The following is a 21,159-nucleotide window of genomic DNA, read 5'->3' as shown; positions in this document are numbered from 1 at the left end:
GGGGGCCTTTTTTTGTGGTGGATGTAACAGGGAAGATGTGTCAGATAAGGCTTACTTTTTACTACTAGCATTCATATGAATAATTTTTGTATGACTTGCTCCATTTAAATTACTATGAGCCACGCGAAAGTGTGGCCTTTTTCTTAACGCCCGTAATTTCTTTCTGCCGAGGCTAATGCTTTATTTAAATTCTCTATAAATGTACTTCTTACTGCTGTCAGTGGATTAACTCGCCATTCTTTTGGCAAAGCGCGCCTGTTTGCTTCTTCTTGTAAGGGAGAATACAGCTTTACCATATAATCAAAGAAAAGTGTTGCTCTCTCAATTCTTAATTTTATACGATTCACAACATCACTTGAGCTGTTAGCTATGGCCCTTTCAAGCCTTTTTAATTCTTCCCAGCTTGCATCATCTGCAATAAATGTGTCAACCATTAGAGATTCTACGAACATGAAATTAGAGATGAGGTCTCTGGTAATATATCCGCCTAGTCGTGTTGGATAGAAACTGGAACTGAATGCAGCTTCATCGTGTGAAGCCGTGTTTACAAATCGCAGCCTACACAGATCCTTTAAAACTGCGATTGATATGTCGTCACCAATACCTACGCTTCTTAAATGTTTTTTCATCTCAGAACCATCAATGTATTGGAATGAAGCTTCACTGCTATATTGAACAAGCGCTGAGAGTATGAATAATCTTAATAATTGTAAGTTGGTTTTACCTTTTCTGGCATCAAAAGGATTACCTACAAGGGAATAGTCTTCAGAATATAATGCTTGATTCCCTAGGAGTATAGCTCTAAGAGCTTCGTGCCGTGGTAGCACATAATTTCCTGTGCTTTTGTAGGTTTGCCATGCTTTACCGACGTTAGTGTAACCATGTTCAAGAAATTCTCGTGTCATCCTTAAAGCATTACGAATATCACCTGCAGCAAGCACTTCGAGTAAACTTCCAACTTCTGTACCTAAAACAGAACTTTGAACAAGAGAAATTATATCTGCATTATTACTTACATGGACTCTCATGCCGTTTTCCGCTTCAAAATCTCCGCTTTGACCTTGAGCCATATTTTTAGCCAAGAAGAATCTTTTAGATAAAACAGCCTCAACCTGTGGTGGTTCGATTAAAATAGGATCAAAATCATAAGCATTGAATGCAGCAGAGTTTCGATGTTCAACATATGTTGAATTTCTTAAAGAAATAACTAAATTTATTTTCAGTCTTTTTGAAAACGCGACGCAATCAGTGAATATTTGCGATTGAGTTTTTTGATCTAATTGGTCGACATTATCAACAACTAAAAATACAGGTGCGTGCTGTGTTGCGTAGGAAAATAAATTATCAATGTAAGGTTTTGTTTTGTTGTAATCCTCTTGTAATTTATCAGTAATTACTTTGTCTATTGCCTCTTTATCATTGGCTATTAAGAAGGCTGGTCCTTTTTTAATTGCATCGATTTCTTTTTTATAAGCATGCTCTACACATAATTTAAAATCAGAAAAATATGGGTCTTCAATAATGTATTCTTTCATCGTTTTGTAGATGAAATCTATAGAAGTTTCATCGTTTGTATGAGCAAGAAAATCAACTCTTATCCAATGAGGATATGGGCTCCCGTTTTTCTTTTCAAATACAGCTGCAGCAGAAATGTTTCTTGTATAGTGTAAAAAAGTTGTCTTTCCTGCGCCAACAGTTCCAAGAATGACAATTGCTAAAGGGTTAGAGTTCTTATGAGCTTTAGATAAAGCATCTCTGAAAACATTTGCATCTCTTTTTTGCATCGGCCTTACCGGCTGTGTATTAAAAAGATGCTGGCTTTTAGATATGTTCATGTTAATTCTTCTGTCGAATTTCATACGATCAGGTGAATTGACATAACATTTTTCGAAGAGAGAAGGTTCAATATCGGTAATAGAGTCAGAAAAAGCTGTTGTTATAGCTTGTTCAATTAAAGGATAGATAGGGTTTCGCCCATCATAAGTGTTATTTTTTCTAATGACATTTTTTAATCTTCTTTCTTCAATTTGATCTTCAATGTTGCCTAAAAGATACAATTCTAAACTTGAGTTTATAACTGCTTTTCGAGATAGTAGATCATAGAACTCGGTGAAGTCGTCCCTTAGTGCACTTTGCAAACTATTGAAAACTCTGGCGTAGGAAGAGTTAAACGCAACTTGATCGGTTCTATTTGCTGGGAAAATTATCCATTGTACACCATTGGTTACTACTGCGAATTGTATACTTAGTTTTCTGCAGTAATCCCTTGCTTGAACTATAGCATCGCCGAACGGACCAATAAGAGCGTTATTTGATAACTTCAATCTTCTGTCATATTGCTGAGTAGCAAAAGGCACACCGATTTTTTTTGCTTCTATTATGAATGCTGTACTTGCCGTTCTTACTACATAATCTGAATATGTGGTAGTCCCATCCTCACTTACTCTTTCCTCAACAGTAACATCGTCTAATTCCCATTTTAGAACGTCAAAAAGAATTTTATCGATGACCTTGAGTCGTGTTTCAGCTTCATTTGCATCGGCTAGATCAAGTCTTCTTGATATCATTATGATATCTTCAATTGCATTGCTCATAACATTCCTTATCTGCTGCAGCATTGAACATACGATCGATACTAAATCACTGTGATTTGAAAAAAAAGTGGACTGACCGTCCTTCTTGCATAGTGGTATCCTAGCGCATTAACTCGCATGAATCCTTGCACTTGCGTTAATCCTTGCGACTAAGGTCATTAGTCATAGAACATGATATTTTGGAAGAAATCAAGGAACAGGTCCCATCGACAAGACCCCATCTTCTTGCACGGGTTTTGCAAGGTTCTACAATTTGTACGTCACGTAAATTTCGTAACATTCGGAAAATTTTACATTCACCCCAGCAATATTTCCCTCCCTCATCCGTCTACCTCATCACACACCATAATCAGTTACTGTAAACGAGGTAAACACCATGAGAGATTTTGAAATGCACGGTAGAGGTCACGGGCGCGGATTCGGTCGCCACCGTATGGGTAAAGGCTTAGTCATCGGCGCGGTGATTTTCATCGTGCTCGGCCTGCTGGTGATGTCCCTGTGGAACGCCTTGCTCCCGGCCATCCTCGGCGTGAAGGCCATCGGATTCTGGCAGGCGCTGGGCATTCTGGTGCTGAGCCGCATTCTGTTTGGCGGCTTAGGTTTCCGCCCCGGGATGTTTGGCGCGCACCGCCGGATGCACGAGCGCTGGATGAACATGACGCCCGAACAGCGCGAGGCGTTTATTCAGCAGCGTCGCGAAGGGTTTGGTCGCCACGGTCGCGGGCACTGCGGCTGGCACGGTCATCGTGACGATAAGCGCGATGAAGCCACGCCAAAAGCGCCGGATGCAGAGTGAGCGAGATGAAAGCCGGGGAGACGGGCGGATCCATGCTGATGTCGGCGCTCAATGCCTGCCGCGCCCGGCTGAAAGCCTTCATTCGCGGACGGACCTCCGTGCGCGATGATGCCGACGACATTTTGCAGGAAGTGACGTATCAGCTGATGAAAGTGGAGCAGCCGGTCGAAAACGTCGCCGCCTGGCTGTTCCGCGCGGCGCGTAACGAGATGACCGACCGGGCGCGTAAAAAGCGCGAGGTGTCGCTCTCCGGCTATTTTACGGGCGAAGACGACGACGGTTTTCCGGAAGACGAGCTGGCCGAAACCCTGTTCGGCGTACCGCACACGCCGGAAGAGGAGTACCTCAAGACGCTGCTGTGGGAAGAGCTGGGGCAGGCGCTGTCTGAACTTCCTCCGCCGCAGCGGGAGGTATTTGAAAAGACCGAGCTCCACGGCTACAGCATCAAAATGCTGGCAGAGGAGACCGGCGCCAGCGAACAGGCGCTGTTATCCCGCAAGCACAAGGCGGTGCTATTTCTGCGCACGCGGCTGCGGGACGTCTATGACGCGCTGACGGGCGAATAGCGGCGACAGACAAAACCTTACACTTCCGGCACTTGTAGATTCATCACTATCGTTTATGATCGGGGCGTCTTGTCACTCTGGAATGTTATGCGCAACCGTCAGCTCCTCGGAAAATGGCTTTTGATTATCACCTGTCTTGCGATGGCGCTTTGCCTCGTGCAGCGTGCGGTGATGCTCAACCATTTTTTACAGGGACTGGAACCGCAGATTTCACTGAGTGCAGATGCCCCAACGCAAACCAGCACCGAGCAGTCCGGGCCATCGCCCTGTCAGCTAGGCGCGCACTCGCTTCTCTGCGCCCAGCCGCTGTTTTTCGACGGCGCGCTGCCGGCCATTATTATCTTCTTCGCGCTACTGCAGCTGTTTACGCAAGGGCGGGCAATGGCTCCTGCGCAACAGTCCGTTCAGGCACCGCCTCCCCGAATACACCTGAAAAACTGCGTTTTCCGTGAATGAAAAACATCGTCACCACACGATAATTTTTCACTGTTCACGGAGTACAACATGGTTAACCTCTTCAGGGGATTCGTCTTCCTGTGGCTGTCCTGCATCGGCATTGCCCATGCGGCGGACACCGGCTGGCTGGTCTCCCCACAAAACGATCACGCCCGCATCCGCTTTCAGGCGGAGAGGGAACAAACGCACATTAAGGGTCTGCTCACCGTTGAGCTAAAGCCCGGCTGGAAAACCTACTGGCGATCGCCGGGCGAGGGCGGCGTGGCGCCGAAAATCAGCTGGACGGACGGCATAACGGACAGCTGGTCCTGGCCGGTTCCGTCGCGTTTCGATATCTCCGGCATGACGACGCAGGGCTATCACGATAAGGTCACTATCCCGATCGTTCTCGACGGGGTGAAGGGCGACGCGCTCGACGGGACGCTGACGCTCTCTACGTGCAGCAACGTCTGCCTGCTGACGGACTACCCGCTGCATCTCGATTTTACCCAGCCGGTGGATGAGGGCTTCCGCAGCGACTTCGAGCAAGCGATGCGCGCCGTTCCGGGCACGTCTGGCGTATCCACGGATCTCTCCGCCTGGCTCTCTGGCGACAAGCTGGTGATTACCGGCACCACGGATGGGAAATGGGACAATCCGGGGATCTACTTTGATCCGCTGGAGGGCGATATTCTGCCCGGCGAGCCGGTTATTAAACATGACGGCACTGCGCTTCGGGTGACGGTACCCGTGACCGACGAATGGGGAGACAAACCCGCCTCGCTGGCAGGCAAAAGGCTGTCGTTTGTGCTGACCAACGGCGATCGGGCGCAGCAAACCACCATGACCGTTGGGACAACGCCCGAAGAGACCTCCGCGCCGGGCGGGACGGGAAAAATGGTGCTCTTTGCGCTGCTGGGCGGGCTGATCCTGAACCTGATGCCCTGCGTGCTGCCGGTGATGGGCATGAAGCTTAACAGCATCCTTCAGGCGGGATCGGACAGGCGTACCATCCGGCTACGCTTCTTCGCCACCAGCGCCGGGATCCTCACCTCCTTTATGCTGCTGGCCGGGATGGTCACCGCGCTGAAGCTGGCCGGAGCGTCGCTGGGGTGGGGCATTCAGTTCCAGAACCCGTGGTTTATCGGCCTGATGGTTGCCGTGACCTTCCTGTTTGCGCTGAACCTGTTTGGGGCGTTTGAGATGCTGCTGCCTTCTGCCGCCGCAGGACGGCTGGCGACGGCAGGGGGATCGGGGATTGGCGGCAGCTTCTGCGAAGGGATGTTCGCCACGCTGCTGGCGACGCCGTGCTCCGCGCCGTTCCTCGGTACGGCGGTTGCTTTTGCCCTTGGCGCGCCGCTGCACGCCCTGTGGCTGATCTTCCTGATGCTCGGCGTGGGCATGAGTCTGCCGTGGCTGTTCGTTGCCCTGGTGCCGAAAACGGCCATGCTGCTGCCAAAACCCGGCCGCTGGATGAACACGCTCAAAACGATCCTGGGCCTGATGATGCTGGCCTCCAGCCTCTGGCTGGCGACGCTGTTGAGCGTGCATCTGGGCGAGGCGGTCAGCCAGATCGTGATGCTGGGGCTGACTGCCGTCGCGCTGGTGCTGTTTGCGCTAAAGGGGCAAAAATCTTCGCCGCTGTTCTGGCTGGTGGTCATCGCGCTGTCGGCGTTCGGCGGGTATCAGGTGCGCGGTCTGCTTAACGCGGGGCCTGACGCTCCGGCACAAAACGTTGCGCAGACTATCCCGTGGCAGCCGCTCAGTGAAAAGGCTATCGAGAACGCGCTGGCGCAGGGGAAACGGGTGTTTGTGGATATTTCCGCGGACTGGTGCGTGACCTGCAAAGTTAACGAGCATCGGGTGCTCAGCCAGCCGGACGTGATTGCCGCGCTGCGCCAGCCGGACGTGGTGGCCCTGCGCGGAGACTGGAGCCAGCCGTCCGCGTTTATCGCGGATTTTCTGGCGAAGCGAAACCGCTACGCCATTCCGTTTAACGCGGTGTATGGCCCCGGCCAGCCTGATGGCGAGATCTTCTCGCCGCTGCTGGACAAGCGCACCCTGGTCACCACCCTGAACAACGCAAAAGGCTAACTGTGTCATGAAAAAACTCTTTATTACGCTGCTGCTCCTGCTGGCCCCGCTTCAGGTATTCGCCGCGCAGCCGCTGACGCCGGACCAGGAGCAGCGTGCGCAAAAGACGATCGCTGATTTCCTGTTTAACGATCCGAACTCCCCGCGCATCGGTGCGAAAAACCCAAAGCTCACCCTGGTGGTGTTTACCGACTACAACTGCCCGTACTGTAAAAAATTCGATCCGTACCTGGAGAAGATTGTCGAAAAACACCCGGACGTGGCGGTGGTCTTTAAGTTTTTACCTTTCCGCTCGGAAAGTTCGCTGACCGCCGCACGAGACGCGTTAACCGTCTGGCGTGCGCATCCTGAGCAGTTTATGAAGCTGAACCACACCCTGATGGCGAAAAAGGGGTACCACGATGACGCCAGCATTCAGGAGGCGCAAAAGCGGGCGGGCGTGAGCGTGACGACGCCGGATGAGGAGAGTTTTCTGACGATCAGGCGCAGCCTCATTGTGGCGGAAAAAATGGGGATTCAGGGCACGCCCGCCACGCTTATCGGCGAGGGGCTGCTTCCCGGCTGGGTGCCGTTCGAACAGTTCGACGAAATGGTCAGTGAAGCACTGAAAAACCGCTAACCTGAAGGGGGCGAAATGCCCCCGATAAACCGGAGAGGGAAATGAAAAAATTACTGTTACTTTCGGCGCTGGCGACGTCAGGGCTGGTACAGGCGGCTGAAGCCATACCGGACGTGGTGAAGCAGTTCAGCGAGCAGCAGCAGATCAAAATCATCAGGAAGCTGGATGCGCCGGGCGGAGCGCCAGCCTGGCTCGGGCAGTATCAGGATATGGGCGTGACGCTCTTTCTCACGCCGGACGGCAAGCACGTGATCTCAGGCTATCTTTATGATGACAAAGGGAAGAACCTCAGCGAGGGCTACTTCCAGAAAGAGATCTACGCCCCGATGGGACGCGAGATGTGGAAAAACCTCAACGCGGCGCATCCCCTGAAGGAAGGGGCGGATAACGCCCCGCGTAAGGTCTTTGTGTTTGCCGATCCGTTCTGTCCGTACTGCAAGCAGTTCTGGTCCGAGGCGCAGCCGTGGGTGAAGGCCGGTAAGGTGCAGCTCAATACGCTGCTGGTGGCGTTCCTCAACCCCAACAGCGGACGCAACGCCGCCGCCATTCTGAATGCGAAAGATCCGGTTGCGGCCTGGCGCGAATACGAGCTTTCCGGCGGCAAAAAACTGCCCAAGCCTGAAGGGGACGCTTCTCGCGAAACGGTTGAGATCCTGGAGAAACATCAGGCGCTGATGGACAGCCTCGGCGCTAACGCCACGCCGGCCATTTATTATCTGAATGCGGAAAACGAGCTGCAGCAGGTGGTGGGTATGCCGGATGCCCAGCAGCTTGAGGCGATGTTCGGGCCGAAGCCGTAAAAGACGAGGCAGAAACGGGGCGTTTCTGCCTGGTGGTCACTCAACTACCCCAGCGTCCGCGGAGGTAGTTTACCGCCTGCTGCGTCTGCGGCTGGTTCAGGTAATCTTCCCGGAACAGGATGGTGCCGTTGACGTTGGGCAGCGAATCGTTGAGATCGAGCTGTTTTTTCAGCTCTGGCACGCCGCCCTGAACCGTCCAGTCCGGCTCTTTTTTCGACGGCTCGCCCACCTTATAGAACGCAATGCCGATATACAGGCGAGTGTGGGTCGGCTTGACGACGTCGGCCCACCATCTGGTCAGCACGTCGTAGCGCGCGGCATCCCGGGAGAAGGGCCAGTAAATCTGCGGCGCGATGTAGTCCAGCAGGCCCTGCTGCACCCACTGACGCGTATCGGCGTAGGATTCATCATAGGCCGCGGCGCCGCGGGTGTCGGAGCCTGCCGGGTCAAAGGAGCGGTTACGCCACACGCCCGCCGGGCTGACGCCAAACTCCACGTTGGGCTTTGTCTGCTTGATCGCGCGGGAGACCTGGACGATCAGCTGCTGCGTGTTGTGTCTACGCCAGTCGGCTTTTGAGGCAAACCCCTGGCCGTACTGCCGCCAGCTCTGCGCGTCATTGAGCGCGGATCCCGGCGATTCGGCATAGAAGTAATCATCAAACTGCACGCCGTCTACCGGGTAGTTCGCCACCACTTCGGTCACCACTTTGGTTATCCAGTCCCGCACGTCGGGAATGCCCGGGTCGAGCACAAAGCGGTCGCCCGAGATGCGGACCCATTCCGGGTGCTGGACATAAACGCTGGACGGGGTCTGATAGGCGGTCCGGTTTAGCGCGGCGATGGTGGACGGTTTGGTGTTGGTCGATACGCGATAGGGATTAAACCAGGCATGGACCTTCATGCCGCGCCTGTGCGCTTCATCAAGCATAAACTGCAGCGGATCGTATCCCGGATACTCACCGATGTTGCCCGTCAGCATATCTGACCAAGGTAAAATTTTAGATGACCAGAGCGCCGTGCTGTCCGGCTTCACCTGGAAAAATACCGTGTTGATGCCGAGCTGCTTAAGGTTGTCGAGCTTTGCGATCAGCGCCTGCTTTTGCATCGCGATGCGCTGGTCCGCGCTGCGGCCATTCACCGAGGCCACCGGCGGCCAGTCGAGACGCGAGACGGTCGCCAGCCAGATCCCGCGCATCGGCTCGTTTGCCTGCGGCGTCGGTTTGTTGACGGTGGGAAGAGGGGTAACCAGTGATTTGGGTGGTTTTGAGGAGCAGCTTACAAGTAAAAGTGCGCAGGCAGCCAGCGCACCAATCCGTTTTACGTGTCGCGTCATTTGCGTATTAGCTCTTGATAATCCTGCTGTTGGCCCAGGGATTAAATGCGGGCGCCGCCTGCTCTGTATTTCCCTCATCGTTGAGAGAGTCCAGATACAGGGCTTCAACCTCCGCGCGCGCCCACGGGGTACGGCGCAGAAATTTCAGGCTCGATTTAACGCTGGGGTCTTTTCTGAAACAGTTAATTTTGATTCGGTCGCCCAATTCGCTCCAGCCATATTTCGCCACCAGGGCGTTGACCATCATCTCCAGCGTTACGCCATGCAAAGGATCTTTGGAAATATGTGCAGTCATAGGCGTCCGGATGTCTCGATTTTTAGGTGATTGGGATAAACGCTGAAAGGGTACAAGAAAGCAGGGGAAGCGGCAATTTTCCTTTTCCCCTCGCTCATCTTATAACGGACTCCGTGCGCTGATTTTCACCGATAATTTTTCCCGCGCTGTTTTCAATCGTAAACCGAATCGACACGTCATCCTGGCCCTCGGGCGTAGCCGTAAGCGTTTTAACCATCGCTCCCGAATCTGCTGCGATCGTCATCGTTGTCGTGCCTTTTGCCAGCACCTTGTCGCGCTGCGTGATGCGCCAGCTCAGGCGGCATTCGCGGCACGGTTTCCAGGTGTCGTTGATGGCCCACAGACGCACGCTCGCCGCCGCCCCGGACTGCCACTGCGCCGTCACCGGCTCAATGGACGGCAAAACAGGCTGGTAGGCGCGTTTTAAGGCATAAAACCCGGCCTTAGGCTTACGCAGGTAGTCCACCACGCCCCAGTTGATGGAGGGCCAGGTTTCTACAAACATGAAGTGGAACAGGGCCGTCACCGGCTGGTAGCGCTGTCGACGGTAGCTCTCTGCCGCCGTGGCCACCAGCTGAGACTGGTACGCCTGAGTATTGCGGATCATCGCCTGAATGTTCTTCCCGCGCGGAATACCGGCAAACTTAAAGGTCTGGAAGGGTTGAAAATTATGGTATTTCCAGACGGTCCAGCCGGGATCGTCAGCGGCGGTCGTTTTTGGCCAGAGCGACGCCGCCGGGATGATGGTTTTTAGCGTTGACAGGCGGGGAAGCGCCTGCGCGCCGAACTCGGTGATGATCCCCGTTTTGGCCGGAGCAAGCAGGTCGCGTACGGTACCAAAGTACCAGCCCGCCCAGTAATGCTCCTCAACGGCGGAAAAGCGATGCACGATGCGCGAAGTATCTTCGGCAAGCGTATCCGCTACCTTTTGCGTGAGTTCGCGGTTGAGGTTTTTATTCCAGTCCGGGAAGCGTTTTTCCATCCAGGGCGAGTTCCACGGCGGTTCGTTATGCCCGCCCCAGACGATAATGGCGGGGGAATTACCGAACTGTTCGATCATCTCCCGCGTCTGTCGAACCGCATTTTCCGTGAAAGCCGCACTGTTGTTGTAGCCCCACTGCAGCGGAACATCCTGCCAGATCATCATCCCCATCTCATCGGCCACATCATACAGCGCGCGTCCGGCAACGTGTCCGTGCACGCGTATGGCGTTGGCATTCATGGCCTCCACCAGACGAAGATCGCGACGGTATTTTTCTCTCGTCATGGTGCTGAGCCAGGGGGAACCGATGTAATTACTGCCCTTAATGAAAAGGCGTTTGTCGTTAATGAGCCAGCCCTTATTGTCGGGCTGCTCGACGATCTTGCGCAGCCCGGTGCGGGTGACCGCCGTATCCATCAGGCCGTTTTCATCCCGCAATGCCACGCGAATGGTATACAGGTGGGGTTTTCCGGTACCGACGGGCCACCACAGTTTTGCCTTCGGCATAGGCAGCGTCACCTGCACGGAATGGGCACCGCTTTCGAGGGTAACCGGAAAGTCAGCCTGGAAGCGATTGCCGCTGAAATTGGCGGGCGTGGCGGTGAGCCGCACGGTCGCTGGGCCCTGGCCGAGCGCCCGATAGCGAATATCTGCTTTCAGCGCGGGGTGCGTCAGCCCCTGTGACCAGTCTGGGCGCAGGATGGTCTCATCCAGAGTAGCGCCCCGGCTAAGATGCAGCCTCACCGGTGCCCAGATGCCGCCCGAGTTGGCGTCCTGTCCTTGCGGCGACCAGGCCCCGCCGGGACGAGTGTCATGCTGGTTAAGGATCCCCTTCATAACCATTTTATGCAGCGGCCAGACCTTATTGGGATCTTCGTAAGGGCTGTCCACCCTGACCACCAGTCGGTTGTGACGTTGTAACGCCTGGCTGGCATCCAGCGAAAAGCGCTGAAAATAGCCCTCATGTTGGCCGAGCGGCTGGCCGTTCAGGGTGACCTCGGCCAGGTAATCGACGCCGTCAAAAACCAGGGTGCTCATTACGTCGGTCGGCTGCACGGGCAGGGAAAAGGCGTGCTTGTACCACAGCACGCCCTGATGATCGTATCCGGCGCTGTACCAGTTGGCGGGGACCTGAAGCGGGCGCCAGCCTGATGCAGCAGGATGCGCACTATTATTGGCGTCCTGAACCTGCCATTCTCCAGCAAGAGACCAGGTGACCGGTGCAGAGTTAGCCACAGTGTGGGTGGTCAACAGGGCAAAGAGCAGCGCGCAGTTGCGAGCAATCATGCGTTTACCCCGCGCGCGTCGAGCCACGCCATCAGGCGCAGCGATTCCTTCTGAAGCTGCTGGTTTAGCGTCGCAAGCTGTTGCCCCTCCAGCGTGTGCGCCTCGCTTTCCAGCACCTGTAGCTGCTGTGCGAGCGTGCTGAAGTCCAGGGTGACGGCTTCTCCTCGCAGCTTGTGGGCCGCGCGGCGCAGCGCTTCACGATCGTCGCTGTCGATAGCCAGGGTGATGGTCTTCATGGCCTCCTCCAGCCCTTCGCCAAACAGGGCCAGCAGCTCCTGAACCAGCGCAGGGTCGTCAGCACACTGCTTCAGCAGGCGTGCTTCATCCGGGAAGTCGGAAGGGGCATCGTGGCGCGGAAGCACGCGAGCAATCTCTTCAGCGAGACGCTCCTGGCTGATGGGTTTGGCAATGTAGCCGTCGAAACCCATCTGAAGACAGCGCTCTTTATCCCCCTGCATGGCGTGTGCCGTCATGGCGACGGTGGGCTGAGCCGGTCCTGGCCGGGCGAGTTCTTCTTCGCGCAGCAGGCGAATGGCGGTTTCACCGTCCATCTCAGGCATCTGAAGATCGATCAGCAAAACGTCCCACGCGCCCGCGCGCCAGCGTTCCAGCAGCGCGACGCCATTATCGACGATCTGACAGGTGTGGCCGAGCCGCTCGAGCAGGCGCGCAGCGACCTTCTGGTTGACCAGATTATCTTCCGCAAGCAGGACCCTGAGCCCGGCTGTGTCCGGCGCGACGGTGGGCGCGGGCGCGCTTTCACTCACCGTCTTCGGCGCACGTTCAAACGCCGCGGCAATCGCCTGATGCAATTCATTCTGGGCGATAGGTTTATGCAGGTAGTTCTGGATACCGATCCGCTTCAGCATATTGATATCAAAATGTCGGCTCATGGAGCTCAGCATGATGATGTGGCTCTCAGCAACCTGCGGCAGCACCGAAAGTTCGAGGGCCAGCGACACGCCGTCCATATCCGGCATCTGCGCGTCCAGCAGGATCAGCGGCCATGCCGTTCCGGTTTTAACCCGGTTGATGGCCTCGCTGGCGTTATTAACGCAGGAGGGTTTCAGCCCCATCTGGCTAAGCATGGCGGCCAATAGCCGCAGGTTGGTCGCGTTATCATCAACCACCAGCACGGGCTCCCCGTTAAAGCGATGGCTATGCCGGCGTTCCTCCGGGCCAGGCGCCTGGGCCGCAAGCGGCAGCACGAAGGAAAATTCGCTGCCTTTTCCCGGCTCGCTGGACACCGTTAATTCGCCGCCCATCGCCGCGACCAGTCGCGCAGAGATGGTTAGCCCGAGCCCCGTACCGCCATAGCGGCGCGTGGTTGAGTTATCCGCCTGGCTGAAGGCTTCAAAAATGGCTTTCTGCTTATCTGCCGGTATGCCAATGCCGCTGTCGCACACCCGGAAACGCCATCGATCCGCGCTATCGCCGGGCTCAACAATCAGGATCACTTCCCCCTTATGGGTAAACTTCAGCGCGTTGCCAAGCAGATTGGTCAGGATCTGGCGCAGCCGCGCGCCGTCGACCAGCAGCACGTCGGGAACGTCGGGCGCAATATCGACCAGCAGCTCGATGCCTTTTTCGCTGGCCCCCGGCATGTGCGGGCGAATAAGCGACTGAATAAAGGGGCGGACCGGGACGGGCTCCGCCTCCAGCTCCACTTTTCCGGCTTCAATCCGGGAAAAGTCGAGAATATCGTTGATGATGTGCAGCAAAGACTGGGCAGAACTCATTACCAGCGTCAGGTAATCGCGCTGATCGGCGCTGAGCGCCGTATCCAGGCACAGCTGGGTCATGCCAATAATGCCGTTCATTGGGGTGCGAATTTCATGGCTCATATTCGCCAGAAACGCGCTTTTCGCCTCATTGGCTTTTTGTGCCTCAATGGCCGAGGCGAACGCCTGAATTTCAGCCTCCTTGCGGCGCGTAATATCCTGCAGCGTGCCAATCACGCGCTCGGCGTTTCCCTCAATAGAGAGCGTGACCACCTGGCCGGAGAGCAGCATCCAGCGCAGTCCTTCGGTAGGGTGATGCACGCGAATTTCACATTCAAAGACCGGGCGATGATCCTGCTTCGAAGCCTGTAGAGCCTTGCGCAGCGCTGCGCGATCGTCCTCGTGAACCTGGTTAAGTAAAAAACGCACCGGATATCGCCACTGGGTGCGCGACTGGCCCAGCATGGCAAGCAGGGTGTCGTTCACCTGGAGCGTGTCGCCGGAAACCTGCCAGTCCCAGATCCCGATATGGATGGATTCCGCGGTCAGCAGAAAATCGTCATGCAGCTGGTGCCGCGCCCGCTGTGCTTCATCCAGCTCGGTAATATCGCTGTGCAGGCTGACAATGCCGCCGTCCGCAAGCCGCTGGTGCTGAACGAAGATGCGCCGCTGGCCCGCCTGCCGCACTTCGCAGTGTTTATCCTGCCGACAGTTGCGCACGATCGACTCGCGCAGCGTCTGACGCAGGCCGGGGTCGACGTTGTAAACGGCGTCGATAAAGCGTTCCGCCAGCGACTCCAGCGTTGTGCCCGCCTTCAGCCACGGGGTGATGACCGGATAAAACAGGGCCACGTTGTGATTCCAGGCCTGGAGGCGTTCCTCGCGGTCATAAATCATGACGGCCGCCGGCAGCGCGTTAAGATCGTTCGTGAATGCGCTCATCGTGATCCTCCTACGCGCGGTAGTGCAGTTCTGCCTGTCGGCGCAGGTATTCCAGCCCGGGCGCGATCGCCATGGCCCAGGCCGTCAGGATCTCATCGTCGCACTGCGGATCGCGTTCGCTCACCGCGTTCAACATCGCTTCGCGCCACAGGGCAAAAAATCGCGGGGGGAGGTGGAGACCGTCGTCACTTTGCTCCCGCGCCAGGCGCTCGAGAAAATCAGGCACGATTAACGCGCCGTCTACCGCAAGCATGGCGAAGAAACTCTTAAACAGAGTCTGCTGACCCTCGCTATCCGGCAGGCGAGAAAAATGCTGCTCCGTCTCGGGCGACATATGAACGAAGGCGTCATAGAACGTCTGGAAAAACGCCGTTTTATCATTATCCGGAAAGACGCGGTTCAGGCTGGATTCAAACAGATCGCGGTAAAATTTCACGGCGTCCTCCTTACGGCGTTTTCGCCCGGTAGACAGTGCCCGACGGGCGTATATTCATCTGCCACACGGCGCGTAAAGTAGCTCTCTTTTTTGGCCCGGCGGGCGTCAAACAGGGGGCCCGCGTTGTGTTTGAAGAACAGGGCTTCCAGCACCGTGGCATTGGTGGAAAGGGTGAGCGCAGCGTTGGTATCGCCCGTGGCTTCCTGGCGGCCTTCGTACCAGCCTTTTTGCGGATCGTTAAGGTGTTTTGTGACCGTCATCAGCACGTCGGTGTACGGGGTGTCCCACAGGGCCCACAGGGCAAAGACCGCTTTGGTAGATACCTGCGCGAAACGGGTGTAGTCCCGACCATCGTCACCGACAGAGTTCCAGGCATAGCCATTTCCCCAGACCGTATCCTGGATATGCCAGGGCGCCTGCGGAAGCGAGAAATCTGCCCTGGCCGTCAGGATTTTATCGGTCTCCCAGCGGGTCTTCTGGCTCAGCCAGACGTTTTCGGCCTGCTTGCGCAGGTGCTTTTGCCGATCGGCCGCAACGCCTTCGGGCTCCCAGCCAAACTCCAGACCCGGCAGCATATAGGGAAGGGTGGAAATCACAGAGGGCAGCCACGTGGTGCGCGGATCCCGGGCATCGACGGCCAGACGCCGCTGGGCGATGATGACGTGGTGCGCCGGGGGCGTAAACGCTTTCTCCGGGGAAAACCCCCACAGCTGAAACGCCGTTGCGGCATATTCGCTCTCGCCCAGGCGCAGCTCCTCGCGCACCACCGGCTGACCGTTTTGCAGGGAAGATGACCATAGTTCGCCTTCACGATCGATGACCGGACAGAAATTCCACCGCAGAATGATTTTATCCAGGTATTCGCTGTACTGCGGTTCCCGCTCTGCGGTGAGGCGCAGGGCGAGCATCAGACGCGCCATATCGCGCGCGGACCAGCCATTTTTAACGGGCTTGCCGCTAAAGTCGATCGGCGTCGCCGTCTGGCTGGAATAGAGTCGACCCGGCGTCCGGGCCTCGGTCAGCATCAGGCGGTTGAGGGTGCCCATCAGCCGCGTCAGGCGAGCGTCATATTCGGCGTCGTCAATCAGCCCCAGCTCTTTGGCCGCCAGCAGGGCGATAAGCGTATCGCCCATTTGCCAGAGCGTGACGCGGGGCTGTTTGTCGCTGCCGTTGACCAGCCCGGTTTGCGGCTGGGTATTATTGACGAAATAGCGCCAGGCGATCGCCGCCCACGTCCGCTCTTCCGGCGTCAGGGCGGCAATACGCGCGCTCGAGTGCCACCCGCCACTGATGAGCCAGCGCCAGCCTGCGCCCTGATGTCCAAACAGCGCAAAGACGATCGCGCCTGCAAGGAGTAATCCCGCGAGCCCTCTGGCTATGGTTTTAAGCATTGCGCAGTCACCGGAGGCAGTTTAACGGGCTCGTCCACGCTGCATGACGCGCACTGACAGGCCTGGCAGGCGGGTTTGGTGCGTTGCGTGACGCCGGTCCGGTCGCACCAGCTTTTTACGGCCGGGGTGCTGGCAAGGAACGGGCGGCTACGCAGCGCGTTGTTCTCTTCAAACTGATCGAGCAGCTTTTGATCCCACAGCGACGGGGCAAAATCCTTGCTCTTCGGATTGTCGGTGTTGAAGGCCAGCAGTTTTCCCTCTTTTTTGAACAACAGGGCCTCCAGCATGATGCCGTTGTTGTTCGCGGTGAACTCTTTGATCGGGCCGTCGCCGTTTTCATACAGCCCTTCGTAGTAGCCTTTTCCCTCTTCGTTGGCATTCTCAATGGTATTCAGCAGGCGGTCGGTATAAGGGGAGTTCCACAGCACCCACATGCCCAGCGCCGCCTTCAGCGAAATCGCGGCAGCGTTAGGGACGAACTGTCCCTTATCGGTAATGGTGTTCCAGTTGTATCCGTCGCTGAAGACGGTGTCATAGACGAAGTAAGGGGCCTTATCGAGCTGGTGCTCGGAGCGCGCGGTGAGGACGCCGGTAATGGTATAGCGGTTTTCCTGAGCCTGATAAACGCGGTCGGCAAAGTTTTTCATCCACGTCAGGGAGTAGTCGCGCGGGGCGTTATCCCGGTCGGTCGGTTTGTCAAAGCCGAACTCCAGCCCGTAGAGCAGGTAGGATTCTGTCACCACGTAGTTATGCTGCGACGTGTTGCGCGGGTCGCGCGTATCGTACGGGACCAGCACGCAGTAGATCTCGGCCAGCTCGTAAGGCTGCGGACGGCTGGCTTTGCACGTATTAAACCCCCACAGCTGGAAACCGGCCGCGCCGTACTCTTCATAGCCCAGTCGACCTTCCTGAACGTACTTCGGCTGGCCGTTCTCCAGATAGGCCCCGTACAGCGTGCCGCAGGGGTCGATCGCGTGGCTGAAATCCCAGCCGAGCACCACGTTATCAATGCTGTTGCCGTATTCCGGATAACGCTCTTTGATGATTTTCAGCCAGACCAGCATTCGCCCGATATCCAGCGCCGAGAAGCCAATTTCGCCGGGCTTGTTGGTGTAGTCCACTTTCTGGCCGCTGATGGTGTTATAGGCCTTGTTGGGCAGCTCGTTGCGAAAGAGCACCAGGGTGTTTAACGTGGCGAGGAATTTCAGCATCCGGCGGTCAAATTCCGCTTTATCAATGATCCCGAGTTCGCGCGCCGCCGTCAGGGCGGCCAGATAGGAGGCGCTGTCCCACATGGTGGTGGAGGGATATTTGTTGACCGCATTCACCAGGCCCGTCGTGGGCTGATAGTTGGAGACGAAATACTGCCAGGCGTTTTTCGCGATGGTCATCTCACGGGCCGTCAGCTCGCCGCTGCGCGGGGAGTAACCTGATGCAGGGAGCTCGGTGTCCGCACGCACGGTCGATAGCGCCAGCCAGCAGATCGTTATTCCCGTGAGCAGGTGGAAAAGGATCGGGGATCGTGGCTTCATGGCGTTGCTCCTGCTGAGGGGGATGTGTAGAGGCAGGCCAGACAGAGCATCTGGCCATGCGCAATGTAAGACAGACTTTCCAGCACAATGGCGTTGGTATCGGCATCCACGACGCCATTGACGCTGTTGTTGAGATTTAACCCGCGCTGCCAGCCTTTACCCGGCACCTGAAGGGCCAGAACCTGCTGGCGCAGCGCTTCGCTCCAGCTGTTGCGGAACAGGGCATACCAGGCAAACGCGGTGCGGGTGGAGGTAATCGCCACTTTCTCCGGCACCTCGTCGCGCAGGTTACGCACCTGTACCGGCTGCCTGTCCGGCAGATCGTTAACGTAATCCGGCGCGGGTTCGGCATAATCCGTGCTGATCGGCGGTTTTGGCGCGTGCAGGCCGTGGCGCCGCTGCTGGATCTGCATAATTCGCCACGCAATTTCAGCGCTCTGCGCATCAAAGCCCAGCTCAAGACCGGTTAACAGGTAGGGGAGACTGATCAGCGAGGTTTGCTTGCCCCAGGGCGTACGTAGCCCTTCATCGGGCACCATTACGCCATCCAGATCGATCATCTTTTGCCCTTCAGGCGGGTTGGTCACCGCGAGTCCTGCCGCGCTGTCAATCAGGCGCAGCGTATGGCTGGCATAGAGACGGTAGCCAAAGCTGTCCCGCTGTTCATCATCGGTCAGCGTCCAGTGATGGAGCGGCACGGCTGCCTGACTTTGAGCGCTATTTTCAATCAGAGCGCCGGTGTTCCAGAGGCTAAACAGATCGTGGATAGCCGCCGCGTGCTGGGGATAGCGCCACAGCAGGGTCTGTAATGCCGTCAGCAGCCGGCTCAGACCGATTGCGGAGGCGTCAGGCTTGCCCAGAATCTTGAGCGTGTCCGCATGGTAATAGGCGGCGGGGAGACCTTTGTCATTGAGCGGCAGTTGCCCCAGCGTGAACACGGCGGTGCTGACCCTCTCGTCAAACTCATCAGCGGAAATAATGTTGAGCTGCTCTGCGGCAGCGGTCGCAAAGAGGTAGCTTCCCACGCTCCAGAGGCTCAGCCAGGGTTCACCGTCGCTGGCGTTCGCCAGCCCGTTTGGCTGAGTATTATTCACGTAGTATTGCCAGGCGACCCGCGCCCAGATGGCTTCGTCATAGGTCAGCGCCCGTTTTGTGGGCAGCGGCGGAAAGTCTTTACTGAGCGCGATGCCGCCGCTGCTTTCCACGCGCGTGGGCATCTGTTTCTCCACCCAGACCACAATGGCAAAGCCGATCAGGAAGCCGAGCAAAATGGTGAGGTAGCTGCGCGCGGGCAGCAGGGCATCACGTATCCTCATTGGGTGACCTCGTCCTCTTCAGCGGGCGTCCACATGGCCGCGAAAATCAGCGGCAGCATGGCGGCGATGTTCACCCCTCCCCAGAAAATATTGATGACATAGCCGGAGGGGTCGTCCACCTGTCCACGCGCCACCTGGATACCGCCCCAGATAAGCCCTGCGAGGGTGAGCACCACGATGGCAATCTGCGGCTTCACCAGGTAGAGAAAACGGCCCGTCTGCCGCTCTTTTGGCGTGACGTGAAATTTGATCTGTTCGCCCCGCAGCACCGTATTGAGCGCGCGCAGGTTCATGGAAAAGAAGGAGAGGTATGAGGCCCTGCCGTCCCAGGCCGAGATCCCCCAGGTGCCGAACATAAAGGCCAGCTCTGAGAAAATAAAAAACGGGAGAAAATGCAGATAGAACGGCGTCGACCAGGCGGACACCGGCGGAATGCCGGTGAACAGATAGATAATGGGTGAAATCAAAAACACCGTGTTCCATACGCAGGCCATGTATGACCAGAAGGTGGTGGCATACATCAGCGTCTGGGGCAGAGAGAGCCTGAAGCGGCGACGGCTGAAGATGTTGTCATGAAACAAAATATCCAGCGAGCCGGCGGCGTACTTAAAGCGCTGGATCATCCAGGTGAGCATATCCTGCGGAGAGAGCATCTTCGACTCAACCCGCGGATGCATAACCGAGCGCCAGCGTCGTGCGGCGTCACCGTGCAGCAGCACTGAGGTGTAAATATCTTCCGAGACGTGGAATTTGTAGGGGGTCAGCTCGGTGTCAAACGCCACGTGCGGACGCATTGCATTCTGCAGTGCGTCCCGGGTCTCCTCATCGCGAATATCGCGCGTGTGACGATGGATCTCCTCTTCGACGGACCAGACGTAGCTTCTCAGCGCGGCCTGCATGACCGCCTCACGACGGTGAATGGACGCCGCGCCACAGCAGAAAGCCGCGTTCGCCCAGTTGCGCCGCCGCAGGATCACGTCATAGAACATGCGCGGATCGTTAAAAAACGGGTCGCGGCCTACGGTGACCGGGCCAACACACTTTTGAATCAGCCAGCCCAGACCGTAGCCCACTTTTCCGGCCTTTCGCTGGCCCCAGCGCGACAGATTTTCCCCTTCCGGAAGATCGAAGAACCACTGCGGCGTCTGCACCCAGGCCACGTCCGGGTCGCGGAAGTAGCCCAGCGTATGGCTGAGCAGGGTGGGAAATACCCGGGTGTCGGCGTCGCAGATAACAATAAAATCGCCGTCGGTTTGCTCAAGGCCGTTGCGCAGGTTGCCGGCCTTAAAGCCGATGTTGGTCTGGCGAGTGATATAGTTAACGCCTTCCTCTTCACAAACGGCTTTCATCTCCGGGCGGCGGCCGTCATCAAGCACGTGGATCCGGTAGTCAATCGGGAACGGGTACGTCATCTTCAGGGCATCGCGAATGGACAGCCTGACCAGCTCGGTGTCTTCCGAGTAGGTGGCAATGAACAGATCCACCTTTACGGGACGGGGCTCAACGGCCTCCTCAGGCGACAGACATTCGTTAATTTCGCCGGGCGGCGGACTTTGAGGAGGATCCTGTTCTTTCCACAAATTGATGGTAAACAGCACGGTGCCAATCCACGCCAGGGTTTCGGCGAGGACCAGCGGAATGGCATACCATAATGCGTCAGTATTCAGGGAGGCGGTCCAGCGCCAGTAAATATAATTGGCACCCAGAATAAGCGCCGCGACCGCCAACACCTGCCAGGTCATCATTACCCAGCGCGGTGTTGTTAACGGTTCCGGAGGACGACGATGTTCAAAACGGGAAAAATAAAAATCCATAGTTCCGGCGTTCCTGATTCCGTGAAAAATGCAGACCCATTCTGCTGCGCAGACAGTTGCCCAAAAGCGAAAGAAAATAGCGATTAAACAAGATTTAAGATAAGTGTAGAACGCCGAATAAAAGTGTCCAGCCACGTTTTTATTAATATTTAGCAGTGGTTAATTCAGCTTAAATTCTGCTTAATATCTTTCATCTGCTGACGATA

The 21,159-nt window shown here is 56.2% G+C and carries 16 protein-coding genes; 6 read left to right on the top strand and 10 right to left on the bottom strand.

What is annotated here, in order from left to right; all coding sequences use genetic code 11:
- Positions 1–143: 143 nt before the first annotated feature.
- Positions 144–2,594: a type I restriction enzyme HsdR N-terminal domain-containing protein gene (locus KGP22_RS11105; protein WP_223582348.1), complete on the bottom strand. Its 2,451-nt coding sequence runs from the start codon at positions 2,592–2,594 to the stop codon at positions 144–146.
- Between the two features lie 376 nt (positions 2,595–2,970).
- Between KGP22_RS11105 and KGP22_RS11100 the strand changes: the two genes are divergently transcribed.
- From KGP22_RS11100 to dsbG, 6 genes are all read left to right on the top strand, one after another.
- Entirely contained in the window at positions 2,971–3,390 is a 420-nt protein-coding gene (locus KGP22_RS11100) for a hypothetical protein (protein WP_111963595.1), read from the top strand.
- A gap of 5 nt (positions 3,391–3,395) precedes the next feature.
- Positions 3,396–3,956: an RNA polymerase sigma factor gene (locus KGP22_RS11095; protein WP_223582430.1), complete on the top strand. Its 561-nt coding sequence runs from the start codon at positions 3,396–3,398 to the stop codon at positions 3,954–3,956.
- 87 nt (positions 3,957–4,043) lie between these two features.
- On the top strand, positions 4,044–4,412 hold the full coding sequence (locus tag KGP22_RS11090) for a hypothetical protein (protein ID WP_111963594.1): 369 nt from the start codon (positions 4,044–4,046) through the stop codon (positions 4,410–4,412).
- Between the two features lie 48 nt (positions 4,413–4,460).
- Positions 4,461–6,485 (top strand): protein-disulfide reductase DsbD domain-containing protein, encoded by a 2,025-nt coding sequence (locus KGP22_RS11085; RefSeq protein WP_223582343.1) that lies wholly within the window; start codon positions 4,461–4,463, stop codon positions 6,483–6,485.
- A gap of 7 nt (positions 6,486–6,492) precedes the next feature.
- The gene (locus KGP22_RS11080; RefSeq protein WP_111963592.1) at positions 6,493–7,104 is read left to right on the top strand and encodes a DsbA family protein; all 612 of its coding nucleotides are present in this window, start codon (positions 6,493–6,495) and stop codon (positions 7,102–7,104) included.
- Positions 7,105–7,145: 41 nt separating this feature from the next.
- The gene (gene dsbG / locus KGP22_RS11075; RefSeq protein ID WP_223582342.1) at positions 7,146–7,904 is read left to right on the top strand and encodes a thiol:disulfide interchange protein DsbG; all 759 of its coding nucleotides are present in this window, start codon (positions 7,146–7,148) and stop codon (positions 7,902–7,904) included.
- A gap of 40 nt (positions 7,905–7,944) precedes the next feature.
- On the opposite strand, the gene KGP22_RS11070 is transcribed toward dsbG, so the two are convergent.
- The 9 genes from KGP22_RS11070 to KGP22_RS11030 all read right to left on the bottom strand — a co-directional run bounded on the left by KGP22_RS11070 (position 7,945) and on the right by KGP22_RS11030 (position 20,953).
- Entirely contained in the window at positions 7,945–9,237 is a 1,293-nt protein-coding gene (locus KGP22_RS11070; protein ID WP_223582341.1) for a glycoside hydrolase family 10 protein, read from the bottom strand.
- Between the two features lie 7 nt (positions 9,238–9,244).
- Positions 9,245–9,532 (bottom strand): VF530 family protein, encoded by a 288-nt coding sequence (locus tag KGP22_RS11065; RefSeq protein ID WP_032647326.1) that lies wholly within the window; start codon positions 9,530–9,532, stop codon positions 9,245–9,247.
- A 94-nt stretch (positions 9,533–9,626) separates the two neighbouring features.
- The gene (locus KGP22_RS11060; protein WP_223582340.1) at positions 9,627–11,801 is read right to left on the bottom strand and encodes a sugar-binding domain-containing protein; all 2,175 of its coding nucleotides are present in this window, start codon (positions 11,799–11,801) and stop codon (positions 9,627–9,629) included.
- Positions 11,798–14,464, bottom strand: a complete 2,667-nt coding sequence (locus KGP22_RS11055) for a response regulator (RefSeq protein ID WP_223582339.1) — start codon at positions 14,462–14,464, stop codon at positions 11,798–11,800. Before KGP22_RS11055 ends, KGP22_RS11060 begins: the two co-directional genes overlap by 4 nt.
- A gap of 10 nt (positions 14,465–14,474) precedes the next feature.
- Complete coding sequence (locus tag KGP22_RS11050; protein ID WP_111963586.1) at positions 14,475–14,900, bottom strand: globin; 426 nt, start codon at positions 14,898–14,900, stop codon at positions 14,475–14,477.
- The gene (locus KGP22_RS11045; protein WP_223582337.1) at positions 14,897–16,291 is read right to left on the bottom strand and encodes a DUF3131 domain-containing protein; all 1,395 of its coding nucleotides are present in this window, start codon (positions 16,289–16,291) and stop codon (positions 14,897–14,899) included. Before KGP22_RS11045 ends, KGP22_RS11050 begins: the two co-directional genes overlap by 4 nt.
- The gene (locus tag KGP22_RS11040) at positions 16,276–17,823 is read right to left on the bottom strand and encodes a DUF3131 domain-containing protein (protein WP_223582335.1); all 1,548 of its coding nucleotides are present in this window, start codon (positions 17,821–17,823) and stop codon (positions 16,276–16,278) included. Before KGP22_RS11040 ends, KGP22_RS11045 begins: the two co-directional genes overlap by 16 nt.
- Positions 17,820–19,139: a DUF3131 domain-containing protein gene (locus KGP22_RS11035; protein WP_223582333.1), complete on the bottom strand. Its 1,320-nt coding sequence runs from the start codon at positions 19,137–19,139 to the stop codon at positions 17,820–17,822. Before KGP22_RS11035 ends, KGP22_RS11040 begins: the two co-directional genes overlap by 4 nt.
- Positions 19,136–20,953 (bottom strand): cellulose synthase catalytic subunit, encoded by a 1,818-nt coding sequence (locus KGP22_RS11030; protein WP_223582331.1) that lies wholly within the window; start codon positions 20,951–20,953, stop codon positions 19,136–19,138. Before KGP22_RS11030 ends, KGP22_RS11035 begins: the two co-directional genes overlap by 4 nt.
- Positions 20,954–21,159: the final 206 nt, after the last annotated feature.

It is taken from the genome of Enterobacter sp. JBIWA005 (assembly GCF_019968805.1).
GTDB lineage: Bacteria > Pseudomonadota > Gammaproteobacteria > Enterobacterales > Enterobacteriaceae > Enterobacter > Enterobacter vonholyi.
Note: the sequence above shows the minus strand (reverse complement) of the source record. Positions and strands in the feature narration are given on the sequence as shown.